A 15,451-nucleotide genomic window follows, 5' to 3' on the forward strand; every position below is an offset into this window, starting at 1 on the left:
GAGGATGTCGACGCCTCAGCCCCCTCGTTTATCCCGTTGACTAAAGAGATGGAAAAGCAGCTTCGCCATCACATTGATGATGAAGAGTCCGACCAATTTCCCAAACTACGTAATCATATACCCGTTGATGAACTTATCGACTTGGGGAATAAAGTCGACGCTGCCAAAAAGCTATCACCGACACGGCCGCACCCTAGCGCACCTCATTCTGAGCTATTTCATAAGAGCGTCGGGCCGGGCGTCGGCATGGTTGATCGGCTACTGGATAAGCTTCAAGGCCGTCATACCGGTTAATAGGCTTTTTAAAACCTGCCGTCTGAAATTTATGGTTCGTTGCCGAAAGCCCCATGGTATGCCGTGGGGCTTTCGTTCGTTGAGTTGTTAACTATTATACGGCATAACGGTACTGCAGAAATTTTCTTTCAGGGAATGCCTATGTCGATGTTTTTCCAGCGTCTTAAAGAAGTGTCTTCGCCTGCTGTTGGCCTTGGTTGTATGAACTTGTCTCATGGTTATGGTCAGCAGATGTCTGAAAAAGACGCCCTGCGAGCATTGCATGAAGCGTTTGAAATGGGGTATCGGCACTTTGACACCGCGACACTGTATGGGGCCACGGCGAATGAGCGCTTGCTGGGCAATGCCTTAAAAGACAAGCGCCAAGCGCTGTTGTTGGCCAGTAAATGCGGTATGGCGATTGATGCTGAGACGGGAAAGCGGGTTATCAATGGTCGACCAGACATACTACGCCAACAGTGTGAGGCAAGCCTGACACGTTTAAAGACTGATCATATCGATATCTATTACCTGCACCGGCTTGATCCCGGCGTACCCGTCGAGGAGAGTGTCGGCGAACTGGGTAAGTTGGTCGATGAAGGCAAGATAGGCGGTGTGGGGCTGTCGGAGGTTTCAGCGAAAACGCTTTCCAAAGCGCATAAGGAGTATCCCATAGCAGCAGTGCAGTCAGAGTATTCCCTCTGGACACGCAACCCCGAAATTGCGCTCATCAAAGCCTGCCAAACACTTGATGTGGCGATGGTTGCATTTAGCCCCTTGGGTCGTGGGTTTTTGGCAGGTGCGATTCAGGTCGATACAGTGTTTGGTGAGGGTGATATGCGGGCTAACATGCCACGTTTTAACGCTGACAATCTGCCTAAAAATCTAGCGGTGCTTTCACGCTTTCAGGCGCTAGCCCAAGCGCTTGACGTGACTACCGCCCAATTGGCACTGGCCTGGGTAAAAGCACAAGGTAGCCATATAGTGCCCATTCCTGGGACTTGCTCAATCGCTCATATGCGTGAAAACCTGGCAGCCGATAGTTGGGTGCTCGATAAAAACTATCTCAGTGACCTCAACTCAATGATGACACCTGATCAGGTAGCCGGTGAACGGTATAGTCCAGCGCAGCAAGCGGACATTGATACGGAAGAGTTTACTCAGTAGACAAGGGATAGGGCGCTATTATTCATGGCAGGTTTTTATCGAATGCCGCTATTGCTTTCAGCCTGCTTTAAGCTAGCATTCAGCAAAAGGTTGGCTATCGCCAGCCTGGTTCAGGAAAGCCGCCATGATCAAAGCTTTAATCATCTGTTTTGCAGTGCTTTTCGTACAACTTGCAGTGCTGCATGTGGTTGATGCCCGGTTATATGCCTCGCAGGATATTCGCCAAACCGCCAGCAGCGCGGTGACTCCGCCGAAAAAAGATGAAGAAATAGAGCGTTAAAAACCACGACTGGCGATGACAATATCGTCAGTCGTGGTTTTTTCTGCAAGATGCTGCTATTCAAATCCGTCAATTCTTTCGTTAGAAAAAAGTTGAGTACTTTACATGAACGAAGCGATAAGGACTTGCGTCTGGAACTTGGTAACGGCATGCTGGTCTATTGTTAGCACTATTATTTGGGGAGCATACGTAGATGGCTTATAACGATCTAAACACGGCACAAACACGATCCAGTGGTGTTGCCAACAGCGTGAGCACCAATAAGGTACTGCGCAATACCTACGCATTATTGGCAATGACGCTGCTTTTCTCAGCAGTGGCCGCTGGCGCATCAGTGGCTATGGGTATCCAACAAATGAACATCTTTGTGTTCTTTATTGGGGCCTACGGCTTGATGTTCTTGGTACATAAAACGGCAAATTCTGCGGCTGGTTTGCTGGCCACCTTCGCTTTTACCGGTTTTATGGGATTCACACTGGGACCCATCATTTCAGCCTATTTAACGCTCCCTAACGGTGGCGCGCTGATTATGAATGCGCTGGCAATGACGGGCCTTACCTTCTTTGGCCTTTCAGCGGTTGCGTTAACGACCAAGAAGGATTTCAGCTTCTTAAGCAACTTCCTGCTGGCTGGCGCTATTGTGCTAGTGCTTGCGATGGTTGCTGGCTTGATCTTCAACATTCCTGCCCTGTCACTGATGGTATCAGCAGGCTTTGTTCTGTTCGCCTCAGCGGCCATCCTGTATCAAACCAGTGAGATCATTCATCGCGCTGGTGAAACGAACTATATTCTGGCAACCGTTACGCTGTATGTTTCTATCTACAATCTGTTTATCAGCCTGCTTTCAATTTTAGGTATCATGAGCAACGACTAACCGATAGCGTTGTCAGCTGGTAACCGGACAGACCCTACTTGTAGGGTCTGTCTTTTTTTGGCTATCCGATTCGAGAGACGATAATGGAGTATGGTTTATTGGTGATGGGTGCGCCGTATACCAGCCCCGCACCACACTCTGCTTTAAGGTTTGCTCGTACGCTGTTGGCACAGGGGCACCACTTGTCAGGCGTATTCTTTTATCATGAAGGGGTGCACAACGCGTCTTCACTCATGGCCCCGCCCCAGGATGAACTTAACCTGCACGATGCCTGGGTCGAATTACACCGCGCGCATAACGTTCCCCTGGACGTATGCATAGCGGCGGCACTAAGGCGTGGCTTGGCAAGTGAAGCGGAAGCGCTGCGTCATGGTAAAGCATCGTTTAATATAGATGCGCCCTTTGAGTTAACCGGGCTAGGGCAGTTGTTAACCTTACAGCAGCGCTGTGATCGTTTTATTACGTTTGCCTAACAGGAGAGCTAATGGCTGAGTCAAACAGCTTGCTGGTTATCATTCGTCATGCTCCTTACGGCTCCAACCTGCTGCGAGAAGGGCTGGATACAGCGCTGGTAGCGGCCGCATTTGGACAGCCTGTAGACCTGCTGTTCCTTGGGCAGGGCGCTATGGCGTTATTAAAAGAGCAGGGCAGCGGGGCGCCAGGGCAGAAAGCCAGCCTCCCCACCATCGATATGCTGGAGATGTACGATGTCGAGCAGCTTTGGACCACCGAAGAGACCTTGGCCACTCTAGGAGTGCCCGCATCCACGTTGCGAGACGATGTACAGTTTTTGAAAGCTAAAACAATGCCTGGATTTCTTCAGCAGTACGCGCAAATACTTAATTTTTAGTGGGATGCTCAGTATGTTGCATATTTTAACCAAGGCGCTAAATAGCGATGCTGCGCAACAGATGCAGCAAGCCATTGGTGAAGAGGATGTTGTAGTACTGACGGAAGAAGGTGTACAAGCGGCGCTGAAAACGCACTGGGAAGGTTGGCAGGCGTATCAGTCACGCATCTTTCTGTTAGCCGAAGATGTCGCGGCGTGGGGCCTAAATGCTGCCGTTACAGCGAATGGCTTACCTATGGTTGATATGAACGGATTCGTTACGTTAACTGAGCACCACCCTCAAATCGTTACGTGGTACTAATATGTCGGATTCAAAAATATACCGTTATCTTGATTCGAATAAAGAGATTGGATTAGACCCTGAGGGATACTTGGTAGAGCAGTCGAAATGGTCAAAAACTGTAGCTGAAATGCTGGCCAACGATGAAGGGCTCGTATTAACTGAAGCACATTGGGAATTAATTGGTGTAATGCGTGATTTTTATAACCGCTATGAAACGGCGCCGGCTATGCGTCCCTTGGTAAAAGCCACGAAGAATGCGCTGGGAGAAGAGAAGGGCAAGTCGATGTATTTAATGTCGCTTTTCCCCGGCAGCCCTGCGAAACGTATAGCGCGACTTGCCGGGCTGCCTAAACCAACCAACTGTCTGTAGAAGCGGTAAGTTGAAGATAGGCTGGATGTTAAGCCAAATCGCCTCGGGTACAAACGGACAGAACAACCGCATCATCAGCACTGGTAGACACCAGTGCATGCCCCATATCACTATCAAAATAGATGCTGTCGCCTTCAACAAGCAGTAGCGGAGCATAAAACTCGCTGTACAGCATGATATCGCCATGAAGCACCATCAAAAACTCTTCGCCATCATGACGCACCCATTGGTGGTATTCGTCAAAGTTGCGTGCGCGCACAATGGTCTTAAAGGGAATCATGCGCTTTTGAGCCAGCTGGTGCCCCAGTAATTCATGCTCGTAAGTAGGCGTTGGATGTAGCTGCCCTTTGTCTTTACGCGTTAAGTCGCGTCGTCCCATGGTATAGCGTTCACGTTTGGGCGGCGTAAAGAGCTGGGGTAGATCGATATTAAGCCCAGTGGTGAGCTTTTGAACGACGCTAAACGTAGGCGAGACTTGATCATTTTCAATCTTTGAAAGGGTAGAGCGCGCTAGCCCGGTACGCTGGCTGACATCTTCCAGCGTCCATTGGTTAGCCAAGCGAATCTGCTTGAGCCGCGCACCCAAGAGAAGCGGTTCTACAAACGGTTTGCTGCCGGAGGCAATACGCAGTGCGGCATGTTCTTCAGAAGTGGCGGTCATAATGGTCACATAAGAGACAGCAATAGGGACCATAGTAACATAGCGTTAGCGTCTGCCAGGGTATTCGCGAGTACAGAATATTTAACCTTCTTCTGAAAAAGGTAGCCCCAGCAAGGCTCTAATATGCGCCTCCACACCTCTTCCTAATGATTTAGGGTCGTAGCCACCTTCCAGTACAGAGACAACGCGGTTATCCGCATAAAGCGCCGCGATCTCCATTGCCAAATGCGTTATCCAATAATAGTCTTCATCATCCAGGCAGATATCGGCCATCGTATCGTCGCGATGAGCATCAAACCCTGCCGATATCATCACCAGGTCCGGTTTAAACGCATGAAGGGCGGGTAGCCACTGATGCTCAATGAGGCGTCGAAATTCAGTGCTGTCAGTGCCTGATTCTAGCGGCGTATTAACAACGTTGTGCCACTCACTACGCAGATAACGCCACGGGTAAAACGGGTACTGAAAGCTTGTACAGATCAGGACATCTGATCTGCCCTTAAAAATATCGATAGTTCCATTACACTGGTGGACATCAAAATCGAGGATAGCGATACGCTTGGCACCATATACGTCACGTGCATGGGCGGCACCTACGGCGATATTGTTATAAAAGCAAAAGCCCATCGCCTCGCTTGCTTCGGCATGATGACCGGGAGGCCTAACAGCACAAAAAACATTATCAGCGTGGCCCTTAAACACCTGATCGACTGCTTTTATAGTGGCCCCGGCAGCAACCCGGGCAGCTTTTAAGCTATCCGGATTCATGAGTGTTTCGCTGTCCAGGGCGACAATGTCTTCAGTAGGCACACATTTCTCTAAAGCATTAAGGTGCCGGGGCGGGTGTACTTTTGCCAACGCCTCAAAACTGGCTTCTTTGGCATCAGACTGCATGGTCTGCTGTAATAAACCGGCAAGTGAAAGGCGAGCGCGAATTGCTTCCAGACGCTGTGGACTTTCAGGATGTTCTGGTCCCATATGATGCAATGAGCAGTCTGGATGGGTAAGGTAAGAGGTGATCATTCAAGCGCTCCATTGTATTGAGGCCACCTTAATCGCCTCTGGGGCTTGCGCGACAGTGTCAATAAGTCGTACACCGTCGTTATTTACTTCAGGGGAGGCTCAATTTTGAGTACGCGCTTTTTGCATCATTTTTTTGAACCTCGCACGCTAGCCGTGTTTGGCGCCTCTGAAAAACCGGCCTCGCTGGGTGGGTTAGTGCTGAATAACCTGCAAGAGGGGGGCTTTAAAGGCACCCTGTGGGCGGTCAATCCAAAAGGTTATGACCAGGTATTCGGCGTGCCTTGTTTCAGCAGTGTAGCGGACTTGCCCGAAGCGCCGGACCTGGCGGTTGTTTGCTCGCCGATTAAAGGCGTTCCCAAATTAATTAAACGCTTGGGTGAGTTTGGTGTGAAAGCCGCGTTGGTGCTTTCCGGAGGCGCCTACCTGGACCGCGATAGCGACAATACCGGCTCTATTCGTGAGCGGATGTTAAAAGCCGCCATCGCCTCAGGTATTCGAGTGTTGGGCCCAGAGTGCATGGGTGTCATCGTCCCAAGCAAGCGTTTGAATGCCTCTTACGCCAGCCAGCCTGTCAAAGCGGGCCGTGTTGCGTACTTGGGCCAATCGGGCATGCTTGCCAACGCCATGATTGATTGGGCCGCTGGACGCGATGTGGGGTTCTCTCACTTGATTACGGTGGGGGATAGTGTCGATGTTTTGCTGCCGGATTTAATCGACTACGTGAACCAGTTTTCACCCGCTCAGGCCATCTTATTACACCTGGAAAGGGTGAATGACGCACAACATTTTATGACCTCTGTGCGCGATGCTTCGCGTAACCGCTTGGTACTTGCCATTAAAAGCGGCCGTACGCCGCAATCCGATATTTCGGGGATGGCACCTACGCCGGGTATTGCTAACCGTGATGTCGTTTTCGATGCGGCGTTTGCACGCGCGGGGGTGGTAAGGGTCGATGATTCTGATGAGCTATTGGATGCTCTGGAAACGCTCTCGCGCATGAAGCCGCTACGCGGTGATCGGTTAGCCATTGTTTCTAATGGCTTGGGTCCAGCCATGCTGGCGATTGATAAGCTGGTTAGTGCAGGTGGTAAGCTTGCCGTGTTTAGCGAGGAAACCCAAGCGGCGCTACATAAAAGCCAAGTCGATATAAGTAAGCCCGGCGAAAACCCGGTTGACTTGGGTGGCAACGCAACCCCCGCGCGTTTTGTTGAGGCGCTGGAAATTGTGGCCGCCGATGCCAATGTCGATGCGGTGCTGGTGGTCCATGCCCCAACACGGTTGGCACCTTCAGCGGTGACAGCTCAAGCACTAATTGATAATCGCAAAAAATTTCGGCGTAACTTGCTGACCAGTTGGATGGGCCTGAAGGAAGCCCTTAATGCCCGTCATCTCTGCAATATCGCGGGTATACCGACCTATATTTCTCCGGAAAAAGCCGTTAAGGCTTTCATGCACATGGTAATTTACCAGCGTGTTCAAGCCTTGCTGCATGAAATTCCACCTAGCCTGCCATTTTCAACCAGCTCGGAAATACGTGCCCAGTGTCGGTCGCTGATCATCCAGGCAAAAGAGCAGGGGAGAAAGACACTCAGTCATTCAGAAACAGCCCAGGTACTTAAAGCGTATGGTATTCCTACGGCGCCAAGTGTGTATCTGAGCAACCCTGAAGAGGCCGAATCTGCAGCCCAAAAAATCCAAGGGCCGATGGCTCTGAAAGTGGTTCATGAAGGTAATTGTCGGCCTTACCGATACCGTAAACACCCCCATAAAATGTCTGCCGGGCTGCTACAAGACTTGGAAACGCCTGCTGAAGTGGCGCAAGGGGTACGTCAGCTGGGTGATAAAGTACATGAGAAATTTCCCCAGTACACTATTCGCGAGTTCTGCTTACAGCCTATGCAGCGGGGTAAGCACTCCATGCAGATTTGTGCCGGTATTACCCGCGACCCGGTTTTCGGCCCGCTGATTGTGTTTGGTATTGGCGGTTATAAAGTCAATATTTTGGCAGACCGCCAGGTCGCTCTGCCGCCGTTGAACATGAGCCTGGCGGCCGACGTCGTCGGCAGGACGCACGCAGCCTCTTTAATTCGTGAGCACTCCGCTGAACCTGAGCGCGACATTCAGCGGCTATGTCAGCTGTTAGTCAAGCTTTCGCAAATGGCATCTGATTTGGGGGACCTGCGAGGGTTGGAGATCAACCCGTTACTGCTTAATCGTGATGGCATGCTGGCGGTGGATTTTGCGATGGATTTAGGCACGCCTGCGCGCTTTGCCATCATGCCATACCCGGAAGAGTTGCGAGAGTGGGTAACACTGAAAAACGGCTGGCAGGTAGAGGTACGCCCTATCAGGGCCGAAGATGCGCCTTTAATCACCGCCTTTCACCGTCAGCTATCGGAAGAGAGTATTCGTTTCCGATACTTCCACAATAAGTCCAACCTCACTCAGCGCGATTTATCGGTTTTGTCACATATTAATTATGATCGACAAATGGCATTTATCGCCGAGCACCAGCACGCAGATGGGCGTAAAGAGATGTTAGGCGTTGTGCGTGTGTGGAACGACCCTGACAATATACGCACCGAGTTTTCGGTGATCATCCGCGATGATTTACAAGGGCTTGGGATTGGCAGTCTGCTAATGAAGAAGATGGTCAATTACTGCACGCATATCGGCACGCTCGAAATGATAGGCAAAATCATGGTCGATAACCACCCTATGCGGGCGTTAATGAAACACTTGGGATTCACGTGCCGCTATAACATGGAAGAACAGGTGATTGATGCTGTCCTACGCTTAAATGAACCCGAAAGCGAGTGGCAACGCCTTCGCCTGGAAAGCCTGCCCGATTAACTCGGCCAAGTGCACCACCTTTACATCACCACTACAGCAGGCCTGCCTAATTAACGTATCACCGAAACAGACCTGCGCTGAACAATAATGAGCGATCTTTATAGGGTTATGGGGCCAAGCGGAACTGGCTCCACTCTCCACCATCGCGACGCTCGAAACGTATACGGTCATGTAGTCGGCTGGGCTGGCCCTGCCAAAATTCAATCATGTCAGGTTGCAGGCGGTAGCCGCCCCAATGGATGGGCCGCGGGATTTCTTGCCCCTCATAGGCCTGTTCAAAGCGTTTCTGACGCTCCTCAATCCAGTTACGATCAGGAATGACAACGCTTTGCGTTGCAATCCAGGCGCCTAACTGGCTACCGCGAGGGCGGCTGGCAAAGTACTCATCCGATTCATCCGGCGCAACCTGTTCGACGGAACCTTCAATACGCACTTGGCGAGCAAGTGATGGCCACCAAAACGTCATTGCCGCAAACGGCACATTGCTCAGCTCACTACCTTTATGGCTATGATAATTGGTGTAAAACACCATACCTTGCTCATCAAATCCTTTCAGCAATACAACGCGTGCATGCGGCCGCCCTTGGCTATCCACTGTTGCAAGCGTCATGGCATTGGCGTCTTTGTCCTCCTTCTCCATGGCCAGGCTAAACCACTCATCAAACAGCACGAAAGGCCCTTGAGTGACATGGGTTTCATCAAGCCTGCCACCTTCGTAATCACGCCGAATGTCGGCTATGTTGCGAGTCATTAGCGGAACTCCCTAAGTTTTAATAGTACCCTGAATTTTAATAACGTTCGTCACTCTTTAGATAACGCCCAAAACGTTCACTTACCTGTTTGGCGCTGTTGTTGGCTACGAAAACGTGCGTACCCCATGCAACCTACAAAAAGCGCCAGCGATACGAGCGCTTCCACAATGCCATGCACCGTTTGCCCGGGTACAGCGGCTAGCATGACACCTTGTGTAACGTAGAGAAGGCTGACAAAGGCGAGCCAGGCATGGCCACGTGCACGCTGGCCAAGAATGGAAGGTAAAAAAAGCACCAGCGGTAAAATAAAGGCCACTATAGGCCGCCAATCAAACGTATCGCTTTGCAATGTAAAGCCACGATAAATAACCAGCAGCAAGAGCAGCGTAAAACTGATCAATACACACTGCCGAGCACGCAGTGTTAACGTATTTATGCCGTGGCGCTGCTCCAGGCTAGTTAGCCACTGCTTCATGATGTCCCCTGGCGCATGACATTAAGCGCTACTGCTAGTTTAGCCAGTCGTTTGCCTTGTGCCACGCATAGTGCTCGTTCATGTTCATCCACCGAACGGTCGCTACGCGGGCCTGCCAAATGGCTGGCACCGTAAGGCGTGCCTCCGCCTTGGGTGCTTAACAGGGCCGTTTCACTATAGGGAATACCTGCATAGACCATTCCGTGGTGCAACAAGGGCACTAACATGGTCAGCAGCGTACTTTCTTGGCCGCCGTGTAGGCTGGAGGTCGATGTAAATGCACAAGCTGGTTTATCGACCAAAGCACCGTTCATCCATAAGCTGCTTGTGCTATCCAGGAAATACTTTAAGGGAGCGGCCATATTGCCAAAGCGCGTGGGGCTACCCAAGGCAAGCGCGCTGCAGTTACGCAGATCATCAAGTTCAACATACACCGCTCCCTCCTCAGGGATTTCCGGCGCGACGGCCTCGCAAGTTGTTGAAACTGGAGGCACCGTGCGTAAACGCGCTTCAATACCCGCAATGCTTTCAATACCTGCAGCCAATTGACGGGCCATGTCGGCCGTCGCCCCTGAGCGAGAGTAATAAAGAACCAATACGTAAGGGGTGGTGTTACTCATAAATTTTCCTTGGTCCTGGAAGAACGCCGATAAAAGCCCTGCCTGATGCCTTATGGTATCAGAGCTATGTACTTGGCAGGAGATGGCTTTAAAAGATGGTAGCTGGTTTCGGGTAACCTGACGTAAACCCAGACGTCGCTTCCATCGGCTAACCGTTTTTTAACGCGCTCGTACCGAACGCCCAAGCGTTCATAGCGATCAAGCCGCCTTAACGCTTCCGGCGTCACGGTTAATTTTAGGCCTTCGACGTGGCTACCTGGCTGGGGAGCGACGTCCAGATCGTGACGCTGATACCCTGGAAGGACCGCCGGTTCTGGACTGCCTAAACTGCCAGCGACTAACCAGCGAATCAGTGGATAACGTAGCGTTCCATACACAAACAGCTGATGTGTGCGTTGCTCTACCGTTTGTACCTCATCAGGCGGGGAATAGAGCCAGGGACTTAACAGGGTTAGCCATAGCCATGTGGCCGCTGACAGCAGTAATAAACCTGCCAGAGCGACTGTTTTTTTAACCCAGCCCATCCGTTGCCCTTTTAAAAACGTGAGTGGGATAGCCTGGCGTGCCGTTCTCCCTTAAGCAAGTGTTGAGCAATCTGCTTAAGCAATACGATATGGTTTGCTAGGATAGAGGTAGACCTTATCGGAGGAGCCTGCAATGAACCAGCCACTTCGTGATGATATGGATTTCCGAGCCTCTGTGGGTGATGTAACGCCGTTGGCACGTAGTAATCAGGCCGACGCAGGTAATCACCGGAGGAAGCCTTCTGCTGCACAGCTTGCACGCAGAGAAAGCGCTCAAGAAGAGCTTAGTGAACGTAATTTTCTATCCGATGACTTTGTTGATTTACTGCCCCCTTTTGATCCTATCGAATACCGTCGAGAAGGCATTCAGCAGGGCGTTGTCGATAAATTAAGGCATGGAGGATATAGCGTACAGGCACAACTTCATTTATTGCGTCGGCCGTTGGCTGAATGTCGCCGCATGCTGTTTCCGTTTATTCAGGAAGCCTATGCGCATGACCTGCGTTCGGTCATGATTGTGCATGGAAGAGGGCGCGAACTGGACAGCCCAGCCAACGTGCTGCGCTCTTACCTGGCCAAGTGGCTTGGCCAGTTTGAAGAGGTCCAGGCGTATGTCTCTGCCCAGCCTTCCGAAGGCGGGCTTGGCGCTACGTGGGTGATGCTGCGCAAAAGCCAACGGGCGAAAGCCAATAACCGTGAGCGCCAGCAAAAAAGGAAAGGATAACAACAAAAATGCCCCTGAAAGCAGGGGCATTCACTGTGTGCTTCGCTATCAAGCGTAAGAAGCTACCTTATTGGTTGCCTGTTGGCGCAAGTGAAACAGCGGCTCGGGTTGATCGGTCGCAGGCTGATAAGCGCGACTAAAAATATGCAGATTTCGCAGAGCATCTTCGACCCACTGGTCTTCTCGAAGCGAAAGTCCGTCAAATCCACAGCGGGTCATAAAAAACAGCTGGTCAACCAGCACATCGCCAATGGCACGCACTTCACCCTGGTAGGCATAGCGCTCCCTTAGTAGGCGCGCCAGGCTATAGCCACGGCCGTCAGTGAATTTTGGAAAATCGATTGCAATTAATGGCGCGCTTGAAAGGCGTTCAGACAACTCTGGTGTCAGCTCGGTATCCGCAGGCAACCAGGGAGCTGTCAGCTTGCCCTCTGAAGTGCTATCAAGCCAGATTGAGAGCGGCACGATGGTATGCGCGTCAGATACTGTTGCGTTTGTTTCAGTATCGCGTACTAACGTCCAGCTATCCTGCGTTTCTTGGCCGCGAAACAGGTAAGGACGTTGGCGTTCTACCAGATCTGTCTCGAATGGCAGGTTCTCTTCAGAAGAAGGCTGGTTAAGCATAAACGCGCTCCTTAAAAGGCTTCAGGCCGATACGACGGTAAGTGTCCAGGAAAGTCTCGCCACTATGACGCTCACCCACGTAAACGTTTAGCAGCTTATCAATCACATCAGGCACATTTTCACGGCTAAAGGATGGGCCAAGAATCTTGCCCAAAGCGGCACTGTTGCCTTGATCACCACCCAGCGAAATCTGGTACCACTCTTCACCTTTCTTATCGACGCCTAGTATGCCGATGTGGCCTACATGGTGATGTCCGCAGGCATTCATGCAGCCTGAAATATTAAGATCCAGCGGGCCGAGATCATACAGGAAGTCCAGGTCTTCAAAGCGTTCTTGAATTGACTGTGCCACAGGGATTGACTTCGCATTAGCAAGCGCGCAGTAGTCCCCCCCCGGACAGCAGATAAGATCTGCCAGTGTACCGACCGTGGGGTTTGCCAAGCCTAGTGCTTCCAGATCGTGCCATAGTGCTTCCAGTTGATCGGCAGGTACATCACCAAGCACCAGGTTTTGTTCGTGAGTTACACGAAGCTCGCCGAAGCTATATTTGTCTGCCAGGTCCGCTATCTGGTGCATTTGTTCCCAGGTAACGTCACCCGGTGAATGGCCGCTGCGTTTTAGTGACAGCGTCACCGCTTTATAGCCTTTAACTTTATGCCCCTGAACATTGTTGGTCATAAAACGGCCAAAAGCACGATTTTCCTGGCGCAGTGCATCAATAGCCGCTATAGCGTCGTCACTTACCGGGCGGCGGTCAGGATCAACAAAGTATCCTGCAACCCGCTCAATACTTTCAGGCGTTAAGGTTTGAGGGCCATCTTTAAGATGCGCCCACTCCTCGGCTACTCGGCGGCTAAACTCTTCGACACCTAGCGCTTTGACCAGTATCTTGATCCGTGCTTTGAACTTGTTGTCCCGGCGGCCAAACTGGTTATAAACGCGAACCAGAGCCTCCAGATACGTAAGCAAGTGCTGCCAAGGCAAGTCTTCACAAACAACTTCACCGATTAGCGGTGTGCGGCCCAGACCGCCGCCCGCGAGAACTTTTACGCGCACTTCACCCGCATCATCACGCCATAGGCGTAACCCTACATCGTGAACCTGAATGGCTGCACGGTCTTGCTCAGCGCCGGTCACGGCAATTTTAAATTTGCGCGGCAGATAAGCGAATTCAGGATGAAATGTCGACCATTGGCGTATCAGCTCACACCAGGGGCGAGGATCTACTTCTTCGTCTTCCGCAATACCTGCAAATTGATCAGTCGTGGTATTACGAATGTCATTACCACTTGTCTGAATTGCATGCATTTGGACAGTTGCCAACTCCGCCAGCATATCCGGCACCGTCTCAAGCTTAGGCCAGTTCAACTGCAGGTTGGTACGCGTTGTAAAGTGACCGTACCCGCGGTCAAAGTCACGCGCTAGGTCCCCCAACTTACGCAACTGATAGGAAGCCAGCATGCCGTAGGGAATGGCGATCCGCAGCATGGGAGCATAGCGCTGAACGTATAAACCGTTCTGTACCCGCAAAGGAAGAAACTCTTCTTCGCTGAGTCGACCCGCCAGATAGCGGTTCATCTGATCGCGAAATTGAGCAACGCGCTCATCAACAAGCGTTTGGTCGTGAATATCGTAACGGTACATGTGGCACGATCCTGCTAAAAAGCGAAATGGTCACGTCAAGGCGGACATTAATGTAGTGTTACCTTAACGCGTGTTTCATATTCTACAAAAGAATATATAATTATCTTTTTATCGCTAAACGATATTTAAAACATTGGGAGCTAGCCAGCGCTTACGCTGCCAAATCCATAAAAAACCCGCCGAGTTGGCAAGCCGATAAACTATCTGTACCAGCCAAACCCCAAGCAGGCCTTGTTGTAAACCAATCCCAACCCACCAGGCAAGGGGCAGAAACAAAAGCCACTGCATGCTTAAGGTCAGCAGCATCACCGTACGCTGCGCGCCAGCGCCCATCAATGCCTGAGCCAGCACCAGCGCCGCCGCATCCAGCACAATCATTGCACCGGTAATTTGTAAGGGCAGCGTGCCCAGGGCGATAAGCTCGGGGCTGGAAAAGAAAATGCTGAGTACCTGCATCGGGAATACGAGCATTGGCAGTGCCAAGAGGGTGAGCAGCACACCGGCAACGCCCAGCGCATCCAGCCCCCACCGATGGGCCGCCCTTTGATCATCCTGGCCTAATGCTTCGCCTACCAGGCTCATGGCAGCAACGCCCACACCCACACCCGGCAGGATTAGCAATAATGACAAGTTAACCAACACATGCCCAACCGCAACACTTGCGGTCCCCATACGACTTAACAACCAAAAAAGCACCACATAGCCCGCCGCAAAACATATCTGCTGTAGGGAATGAGGCAGAGCAAGTGCTAGCGTTGTGCGCAGCGTATCGAACGTCGGTAGGCTGAACAAAAAGCCATTCTGGTCGTGCTGTCTTACAGTGACCCAAAGCCAGATAAAAAGGCCTAAAAACATCGAGAGAGTTGTACCTACGCCTGCGCCGCTTGCCCCCATACGAGGTAGCCCAAACAGGCCATAGATCAGCCCGCTACTGGCCGCTACGTTAAACAGCTGAACGACAATAATAATGCGCAGATAAAGGTGTGTCTGTTGGCGGCCATTCCAATAACCACGAAAACATAGCGTTAATGCAATAGCGGTAAGCGCAACAACGCGCCAGCGAAAGTAATCAACCGCCACGTGCTGAATCTCAGGCACCTGCGTTATCAAATGCAGCAGGGCAGGCGCTTGCCACCAGGCCAGCAGCGATAGCGGCAGCCCAACTACCAAGCCAACCGCAACGCCTGCCTGTAAAGGCTGAGCCGAATACTCACAGCCCGCTCCAAGGCGCTGGGACGTTTGCGATTGAACGCTTGAAGAGAGACCAAACACCAGGGCGGTGAGCATAAACATGGCGTAACCACCCACACCCACACCCGCCAGCGCGACCTGGCCTAAATGCCCCACCAGTGCGGCATCAATGATGTTGAGCATGCTCTGAGAAAGCATGCCCAACATGATCGGTAGCGCCAAGCGAACGACCTTGCCGTGACGCCGAGTTGCTAACGCCATA

The 15,451-nt window shown here is 51.5% G+C and carries 18 protein-coding genes and 1 pseudogene; 10 read left to right on the forward strand and 9 right to left on the reverse strand.

Going from position 1 to position 15,451, the window contains the following annotated elements; all coding sequences use genetic code 11:
• The 8 genes and pseudogenes from ACT3TY_RS15860 to ACT3TY_RS15895 all read left to right on the forward strand — a co-directional run.
• Positions 1-294, forward strand: a pseudogene (locus ACT3TY_RS15860) (hemerythrin domain-containing protein); the annotation flags it as partial.
• A gap of 141 nt (positions 295-435) precedes the next feature.
• Complete coding sequence (locus ACT3TY_RS15865) at positions 436-1,440, forward strand: aldo/keto reductase (protein WP_193056411.1); 1,005 nt, start codon at positions 436-438, stop codon at positions 1,438-1,440.
• Positions 1,441-1,564: 124 nt separating this feature from the next.
• Positions 1,565-1,720 carry a hypothetical protein gene (locus ACT3TY_RS15870; RefSeq protein WP_172116656.1) on the forward strand — a complete coding sequence of 52 codons (156 nt, stop codon included), beginning with the start codon at positions 1,565-1,567 and terminating at the stop codon, positions 1,718-1,720.
• Between the two features lie 193 nt (positions 1,721-1,913).
• Complete coding sequence (locus ACT3TY_RS15875; RefSeq protein ID WP_172116655.1) at positions 1,914-2,594, forward strand: Bax inhibitor-1/YccA family protein; 681 nt, start codon at positions 1,914-1,916, stop codon at positions 2,592-2,594.
• 83 nt (positions 2,595-2,677) lie between these two features.
• Positions 2,678-3,067, forward strand: coding sequence for a sulfurtransferase complex subunit TusD (gene tusD, locus ACT3TY_RS15880; RefSeq protein ID WP_172116654.1), 390 nt, complete (start codon positions 2,678-2,680; stop codon positions 3,065-3,067).
• 11 nt (positions 3,068-3,078) lie between these two features.
• Positions 3,079-3,444 carry a sulfurtransferase complex subunit TusC gene (tusC, locus tag ACT3TY_RS15885; RefSeq protein WP_172116653.1) on the forward strand — a complete coding sequence of 122 codons (366 nt, stop codon included), beginning with the start codon at positions 3,079-3,081 and terminating at the stop codon, positions 3,442-3,444.
• Positions 3,445-3,457: 13 nt separating this feature from the next.
• Positions 3,458-3,745, forward strand: coding sequence for a sulfurtransferase complex subunit TusB (gene tusB, locus ACT3TY_RS15890; RefSeq protein ID WP_172116652.1), 288 nt, complete (start codon positions 3,458-3,460; stop codon positions 3,743-3,745).
• A 1-nt stretch (position 3,746) separates the two neighbouring features.
• Entirely contained in the window at positions 3,747-4,097 is a 351-nt protein-coding gene (locus tag ACT3TY_RS15895) for a TusE/DsrC/DsvC family sulfur relay protein (RefSeq protein ID WP_441679313.1), read from the forward strand.
• 28 nt (positions 4,098-4,125) lie between these two features.
• Here ACT3TY_RS15895 and ACT3TY_RS15900 read toward each other — a convergent pair whose 3' ends face one another.
• Both ACT3TY_RS15900 and ACT3TY_RS15905 read right to left on the reverse strand, forming a co-directional pair.
• On the reverse strand, positions 4,126-4,758 hold the full coding sequence (locus ACT3TY_RS15900; protein WP_172116650.1) for a helix-turn-helix domain-containing protein: 633 nt from the start codon (positions 4,756-4,758) through the stop codon (positions 4,126-4,128).
• Positions 4,759-4,839: 81 nt separating this feature from the next.
• Positions 4,840-5,781 (reverse strand): histone deacetylase family protein, encoded by a 942-nt coding sequence (locus tag ACT3TY_RS15905; protein ID WP_172116649.1) that lies wholly within the window; start codon positions 5,779-5,781, stop codon positions 4,840-4,842.
• 105 nt (positions 5,782-5,886) lie between these two features.
• On the opposite strand from ACT3TY_RS15905, the gene ACT3TY_RS15910 reads away from it, so the two are divergent.
• Positions 5,887-8,634, forward strand: coding sequence for a bifunctional acetate--CoA ligase family protein/GNAT family N-acetyltransferase (locus tag ACT3TY_RS15910; protein ID WP_172116648.1), 2,748 nt, complete (start codon positions 5,887-5,889; stop codon positions 8,632-8,634).
• A gap of 106 nt (positions 8,635-8,740) precedes the next feature.
• Here the strand turns inward: ACT3TY_RS15910 and pdxH are convergent, their stop codons facing one another.
• The 4 genes from pdxH to ACT3TY_RS15930 form a co-directional block, all read right to left on the reverse strand.
• A complete protein-coding gene (gene pdxH, locus ACT3TY_RS15915; protein ID WP_172116647.1) occupies positions 8,741-9,385 on the reverse strand; it encodes a pyridoxamine 5'-phosphate oxidase in 645 nt (214 codons plus the stop codon).
• Positions 9,386-9,462: 77 nt separating this feature from the next.
• The gene (locus ACT3TY_RS15920) at positions 9,463-9,861 is read right to left on the reverse strand and encodes a DUF2069 domain-containing protein (protein ID WP_172116646.1); all 399 of its coding nucleotides are present in this window, start codon (positions 9,859-9,861) and stop codon (positions 9,463-9,465) included.
• A complete protein-coding gene (gene wrbA, locus ACT3TY_RS15925; RefSeq protein ID WP_172116645.1) occupies positions 9,858-10,481 on the reverse strand; it encodes an NAD(P)H:quinone oxidoreductase in 624 nt (207 codons plus the stop codon). Before wrbA ends, ACT3TY_RS15920 begins: the two co-directional genes overlap by 4 nt.
• A 50-nt stretch (positions 10,482-10,531) precedes the next feature.
• Entirely contained in the window at positions 10,532-11,005 is a 474-nt protein-coding gene (locus tag ACT3TY_RS15930; protein ID WP_441679312.1) for a gamma-glutamylcyclotransferase family protein, read from the reverse strand.
• A 133-nt stretch (positions 11,006-11,138) separates the two neighbouring features.
• On the opposite strand from ACT3TY_RS15930, the gene smrA reads away from it, so the two are divergent.
• The gene (gene smrA / locus ACT3TY_RS15935; protein ID WP_172116643.1) at positions 11,139-11,729 is read left to right on the forward strand and encodes a DNA endonuclease SmrA; all 591 of its coding nucleotides are present in this window, start codon (positions 11,139-11,141) and stop codon (positions 11,727-11,729) included.
• 48 nt (positions 11,730-11,777) lie between these two features.
• Here smrA and ACT3TY_RS15940 read toward each other — a convergent pair whose 3' ends face one another.
• The 3 genes from ACT3TY_RS15940 to ACT3TY_RS15950 all read right to left on the reverse strand — a co-directional run bounded on the left by ACT3TY_RS15940 (position 11,778) and on the right by ACT3TY_RS15950 (position 15,450).
• Positions 11,778-12,353, reverse strand: a complete 576-nt coding sequence (locus tag ACT3TY_RS15940; RefSeq protein WP_441679311.1) for a DUF934 domain-containing protein — start codon at positions 12,351-12,353, stop codon at positions 11,778-11,780.
• A complete protein-coding gene (locus ACT3TY_RS15945; RefSeq protein WP_172116641.1) occupies positions 12,346-13,998 on the reverse strand; it encodes a nitrite/sulfite reductase in 1,653 nt (550 codons plus the stop codon). Before ACT3TY_RS15945 ends, ACT3TY_RS15940 begins: the two co-directional genes overlap by 8 nt.
• Before the next feature lie 114 nt (positions 13,999-14,112).
• Positions 14,113-15,450, reverse strand: coding sequence for an MATE family efflux transporter (locus ACT3TY_RS15950; protein WP_441679310.1), 1,338 nt, complete (start codon positions 15,448-15,450; stop codon positions 14,113-14,115).
• Position 15,451 lies beyond the last annotated feature (1 nt).

This window comes from Halomonas sp. AOP22-C1-8 (genome assembly GCF_052378905.1).
In the GTDB taxonomy this organism is placed as follows: Bacteria; Pseudomonadota; Gammaproteobacteria; order Pseudomonadales; family Halomonadaceae; genus Vreelandella; species Vreelandella citrativorans.

Excerpts from the sequence above, each read along its gene's own strand:
- ACT3TY_RS15875 (WP_172116655.1), top strand. The coding sequence starts at position 1,914 with ATGGCTTATAACGATCTAAACACGGCACAAACACGATCCAGTGGTGTT.
- ACT3TY_RS15905 (WP_172116649.1), bottom strand. The coding sequence starts at position 5,781 with ATGATCACCTCTTACCTTACCCATCCAGACTGCTCATTGCATCATATG.
- ACT3TY_RS15945 (WP_172116641.1), bottom strand. The coding sequence starts at position 13,998 with ATGTACCGTTACGATATTCACGACCAAACGCTTGTTGATGAGCGCGTT.
- ACT3TY_RS15870 (WP_172116656.1), top strand. The coding sequence starts at position 1,565 with ATGATCAAAGCTTTAATCATCTGTTTTGCAGTGCTTTTCGTACAACTT.
- smrA (WP_172116643.1), top strand. The coding sequence starts at position 11,139 with ATGAACCAGCCACTTCGTGATGATATGGATTTCCGAGCCTCTGTGGGT.
- tusD (WP_172116654.1), top strand. The coding sequence starts at position 2,678 with ATGGAGTATGGTTTATTGGTGATGGGTGCGCCGTATACCAGCCCCGCA.
- pdxH (WP_172116647.1), bottom strand. The coding sequence starts at position 9,385 with ATGACTCGCAACATAGCCGACATTCGGCGTGATTACGAAGGTGGCAGG.
- ACT3TY_RS15930 (WP_441679312.1), bottom strand. The coding sequence starts at position 11,005 with ATGGGCTGGGTTAAAAAAACAGTCGCTCTGGCAGGTTTATTACTGCTG.
- ACT3TY_RS15895 (WP_441679313.1), top strand. The coding sequence starts at position 3,747 with ATGTCGGATTCAAAAATATACCGTTATCTTGATTCGAATAAAGAGATT.
- tusB (WP_172116652.1), top strand. The coding sequence starts at position 3,458 with ATGTTGCATATTTTAACCAAGGCGCTAAATAGCGATGCTGCGCAACAG.
- ACT3TY_RS15900 (WP_172116650.1), bottom strand. The coding sequence starts at position 4,758 with ATGACCGCCACTTCTGAAGAACATGCCGCACTGCGTATTGCCTCCGGC.
- ACT3TY_RS15950 (WP_441679310.1), bottom strand. The coding sequence starts at position 15,450 with ATGGCGTTAGCAACTCGGCGTCACGGCAAGGTCGTTCGCTTGGCGCTA.
- tusC (WP_172116653.1), top strand. The coding sequence starts at position 3,079 with ATGGCTGAGTCAAACAGCTTGCTGGTTATCATTCGTCATGCTCCTTAC.
- wrbA (WP_172116645.1), bottom strand. The coding sequence starts at position 10,481 with ATGAGTAACACCACCCCTTACGTATTGGTTCTTTATTACTCTCGCTCA.
- ACT3TY_RS15940 (WP_441679311.1), bottom strand. The coding sequence starts at position 12,353 with ATGCTTAACCAGCCTTCTTCTGAAGAGAACCTGCCATTCGAGACAGAT.
- ACT3TY_RS15865 (WP_193056411.1), top strand. The coding sequence starts at position 436 with ATGTCGATGTTTTTCCAGCGTCTTAAAGAAGTGTCTTCGCCTGCTGTT.
- ACT3TY_RS15920 (WP_172116646.1), bottom strand. The coding sequence starts at position 9,861 with ATGAAGCAGTGGCTAACTAGCCTGGAGCAGCGCCACGGCATAAATACG.